A 428-nucleotide genomic window follows, 5' to 3' on the forward strand; every position below is an offset into this window, starting at 1 on the left:
TGTTCGAGGATGACGTGGGCGTTGGTGCCGCTCAGCCCGAAGGAGGACACGGCGGCCCGGCGCGGCCGGTCGACGGCGGGCCACTCCCGCCGCTCGGTCAGCAGCTCCACCGCACCCGCCGACCAGTCCACGTGCGAGGACGGCTCGTCCACGTGCAGGGTCTCGGGCAGGACACCGTGCCGCAACGCCATCACCATCTTGATGACCCCGCCCACACCCGCGGCCGCCTGCGCGTGCCCGATGTTCGACTTCAACGAGCCCAGGAACAAAGGCCGTTCGGCGGGCCGCTCCTGACCGTAGGTCGCGATCAGCGCCTGCGCCTCGATCGGGTCACCCAGCCGGGTACCCGTCCCGTGCGCCTCCACCGCGTCCACGTCGGCGGCCCCGAGCCGGGCGTCGGCCAGCGCCTCCCGGATGACCCGCTGCTG

1 pseudogene is annotated in these 428 nt (G+C 73.1%); it reads right to left on the bottom strand.

The features are described 5' to 3' along the window. A pseudogene (locus H5J33_RS36595) lies at positions 1-428 on the bottom strand (polyketide synthase); the annotation flags it as partial.

Source organism: Streptomyces sp. WELS2 (assembly GCF_013870595.1).
Classification (GTDB): Bacteria; Actinomycetota; Actinomycetes; order Streptomycetales; family Streptomycetaceae; genus Streptomyces.